General features: G+C 52.2%; 2 protein-coding genes. One reads left to right on the top strand and one right to left on the bottom strand.

What is annotated here, in order from left to right:
* Window positions 1-173: 173 nt before the first annotated feature.
* Window positions 174-1,445, bottom strand: a complete 1,272-nt coding sequence (locus BMW41_RS13935; protein WP_074650814.1) for an O-acetylhomoserine aminocarboxypropyltransferase/cysteine synthase family protein — start codon at window positions 1,443-1,445, stop codon at window positions 174-176.
* Window positions 1,446-1,825: 380 nt separating this feature from the next.
* On the opposite strand from BMW41_RS13935, the gene BMW41_RS13930 reads away from it, so the two are divergent.
* Window positions 1,826-3,538, top strand: a complete 1,713-nt coding sequence (locus BMW41_RS13930) for a DUF5722 domain-containing protein (RefSeq protein ID WP_074650811.1) — start codon at window positions 1,826-1,828, stop codon at window positions 3,536-3,538.
* Window positions 3,539-3,814: the final 276 nt, after the last annotated feature.

Genomic DNA, 3,814 nt, shown 5'->3' with positions numbered 1-3,814 from the left:
AAAAATCTATGAATTTACACAAAAAAACACTTGATTAATTGGAGAGGGAATTTCGGAGAAATTTCCTATAAAAAAACACGGACCGGAGTCCCGTCACTCTGATCCGTGTTTTTCTTAAAATTGTCTCACCAAACCGCTTTGTCCCATCCATTCCACTGCGGTCCGGTATTCGGTCAGGCCTTCAGCGCCTGCTTCAGATCGTCGATGATATCCTGAACATCCTCAATTCCGACGGAAAGACGGATCATATCCGGCTTTACGCCGCAGGCAATCAGTTCTTCATCACTCAGCTGACGGTGTGTGGAGGACGCCGGGTGAAGCACAACCGTATGCGCATCCGCAACGTGAGTTGCGATGATGCCCAGCTTCAGGTTCATCATGAATTTCTCCGCTGCCGCTCTTCCGCCTTTCACGCCGAAGGAGATGACGCCGCAGGTTCCCTTCGGCATATACTTCTGTGCTCTGTCATAGTACTTGTCGCCCGGAAGTCCCGGATACTGAACCCATGCCACATTTTCATCCGACTGCAGATACTCCGCAACCTTCTGCGCGTTGCTGCAGTGTCTCTCCATGCGGACTGCCAGAGACTCCAGACCGAGATTCAGGAGATATGCGTTCATCGGCGCCGGTGTGCAGCCGAGATCTCTCATCAGCTGAACAGTGGCCTTGGTGATAAACGCTCCCTCTTTTCCAAACTTCTCGGCATAAACCAGACCGTGATAGGACTCATCCGGCTCGCACAGACCCGGGAATTTCTCCTTATGCGCCATCCAGTCAAAACGGCCGGCATCGATGATCGCTCCGCCGACGGTAGCGTCATGGCCGTCCATATATTTAGTGGTGGAATGTGTGACAATATCGCAGCCCCACTCGATCGGTCTGCAGTTGATCGGTGTGGCGAAGGTATTGTCGATTACCAGCGGTACGCCGTGCGCGTGTGCCGCCTTGGCAAACCGTTCAATATCAAAGATCACGAGAGACGGATTGGCAATGGTCTCGCCGAAAACCATCTTGGTATTCGGACGAAATGCCGCTTCCAGCTCCTCATCGGTGCAGTCCGGATCGATGAAAGTCACCTCAATGCCCATCTTGCGGAGTGTGACATTATAGAGATTGAAGGTTCCACCGTAGATTGCGGTCGACGCGATGATATGATCGCCGCAGCTGCAGATATTGAATGCAGCGAAGAAATTGGCCGCCTGACCGGAGCTGGTCAGCATCGCCGCACTTCCGCCCTCAAGAGCACAGATCTTCGCGGCAACCAGATCGGTTGTCGGATTCTGAAGTCTCGAATAAAAGTATCCGGATGCTTCCAGATCGAAGAGTTTTCCCATGTCCTCGCTGGTGTCATATTTGAATGTCGTACTCTGAATGATCGGGATCATTCTGGATTCACCATTCTTCGGTGTATATCCCCCTTCGATACAAATTGTCCCCTGTCTCATGCTTTTTCTCCTTCCGCTGCTGTCATTTTCTTTTTCGCAGCACCTGATTTCATATTATAAAGGAACCAAACCCGACCCGCAATATCACTTTTCTTTATGGTATTTTCAAAAATTTGTTATGTTTCTTTCGGATCACCGCCGCATCATCGGCACAGTGCCTGTTTTTCTCCATTTTCGTTTCCCCATTCGTCCGATCCGACGCTGATTTATGGCGCCGGATCCTGGCCGACAATTCATGACATCGGATCCTGCCCCACGCATTATGTGTCCGAATTATTCCTTTTCACGGACTCTGCCGTCAGAAATAAGTAATGAAACCTCAATATCATTCCATTTGGGATTGTGTTAGAATAACCATTGTCTTATAAGGAGGAAATTTTATGTATCTGAAAGGACACAAAAAAACAGTCCGTCTTCTCCTCTGTGCGGCATCCTGCCTGATGCTTTCCGGCGCGGCAGCGATGAGCGCCTTTGCCGATGCGGCTCAGGAAAACGCCCAGACACAGGAAGCGGAGCAAAATGTGATCTCGACGACAGGACAGATCTCTTCCTGCACGATCGACACAGACAAAACCAATGTCACGCTGACTATGACCAGCAATGCCGAGATGGCCGGAACCGACGGAAAGATCTACCTTGTGGAGATGAAAAACTGGCAGGACGATCTCACCGGACGCACCGATTATCTTGCTTCTCAGGACGGAGCTTCACAGGTAAGCTTTCATTTCCCGCTGAACGCGGACAGCACCGGTGACCGACGCTACTCCTCGTTCATCGCTGCGGTCTGGGATACCAAAAAGCAGGAATACAAGGCACTCACGCCGAGATACTACATCACCAATCCGGAGATCATGGCAAAGGACCAGTCCGCGCTCCGCATCACCGGAAAAAAAGGCCTCTCCATCGAATTTTCTCTGATCGAGGACGCGATGAACATGGGCATCAAGCAGGCGGAAATCAACATTCCGGTGAACTTCCTGTACGGAAACGGAGTGGATTACACTTACAAAGGCCAGACGTATCATTTTGCCAAGAGCTGGCTCGATACCTATGACCGCGTCATCAAGACCCTTTCCGGCCGGGGCGTTGTCGTCACCGCCGTTATCCTGAACGGCTGGAACGCAAATGATCCCGACATGTTCCTTCCGGGAACCGCCAAGTCTTCCGATCCGTACTACATGTTCAACACAAAGACCGAAGCCGGCCAGCGAAAACTGGAAGCCGCTGCCAACTTCCTCGCAGAGCGATACAACGGATCGAACGGTCACGGCCGCCTTTCCAACTGGGTCATCGGCAATGAGATCAACAACCAGTACTGGAACCACACCGGCGCCATGGATGTCCGCAGTTACGTCGAACTGTACCAGAAAGCCTACCGGACCTTCTACGCAGCCGTAAAGAGTCAGAACGCCCATTCCAACGTTCTCTTCTCCATCGACTACTACTGGAACGACTCCTCGAAAGCTAACGGATCCACCTATTACAAGGGAAAAGATGTCCTCGATCAGTTCAACTCCGTCGCAGCCGCCGAAGGTCCGATCGACTGGGGTATCGCATACCACCCGTATCCGTACCCGATGAACGACCCGGTATTCTGGGACGACGGTTCTCAGGGTCTGACCGACAGCATTACCACGCCGATCCTGAACTTCTACAATCTGCATGTTCTCACCGATTACATGCAGAGCAGTGAGCTTCGGGCACCGGACGGAAATGTGCGCCACATTTTCCTGACCGAACAGGGCTTTACTTCCACCACCCCGTCCGGCGAGAAACTGAAGGAACAGGCCGCGGCCTATGCCTACTCCTACTATCTGGTTGAGAGCAATCCGTACATCGAAGGCTACAATCTGGCCCGCCAGATCGATGCGCCCAGCGAAGTAAATGACGGAATCTCCTTCGGTCTGTTCTACTGCGACATGAATCAGCCGAACAACATCGTGGCCTACCACTCCAAGCCGATTTACTACGTCTTCAAGGATATCGACGTTCCATCCAGAACACTGAGCGTCTCCAAAGAAGCAAAGCAGACCCTCGGCATCAGCAAATGGTCCGAGCTGATCCCGCACTTTAAGTGGTCGGGGCTGGAATAACAGGTTTGATCACACATCGCGTGGTTTTGCCCACAGTCACGGCAGCCACGCGATAAGTCGGAGAACGTCGCGGGCGTCGGCGGGGCCTGGTTTTGCCCGCAGTCACGGTAGCCGCGCTCGCATCCGCGCAGAGGGTTTTGTGTCATGGAAAAATCCGGTGATCTTTCCCATGACGTCCGTAAGATCGGATAGGGGAGATTTGACACTCCCCTTCCACACCACCGTACGTACCGTTCGGTATACGGCGGTTCAATAGTTTACACGAACTTTTAGATA

It is taken from the genome of [Clostridium] aminophilum (assembly GCF_900101295.1).
In the GTDB taxonomy this organism is placed as follows: domain Bacteria; phylum Bacillota; class Clostridia; order Lachnospirales; family Lachnospiraceae; genus Clostridium_R; species Clostridium_R aminophilum_A.
The sequence above is the reverse complement of the archived record's forward strand: the minus strand, read 5'-3'. Positions and strand labels throughout refer to the sequence as shown.

What these genes read in the sequence shown, in the direction of transcription:
- BMW41_RS13935 (WP_074650814.1), bottom strand. Translation starts at nt 1,445, where the DNA reads ATGAGACAGGGGACAATTTGTATCGAAGGGGGATATACACCGAAGAAT.
- BMW41_RS13930 (WP_074650811.1), top strand. Translation starts at nt 1,826, where the DNA reads ATGTATCTGAAAGGACACAAAAAAACAGTCCGTCTTCTCCTCTGTGCG.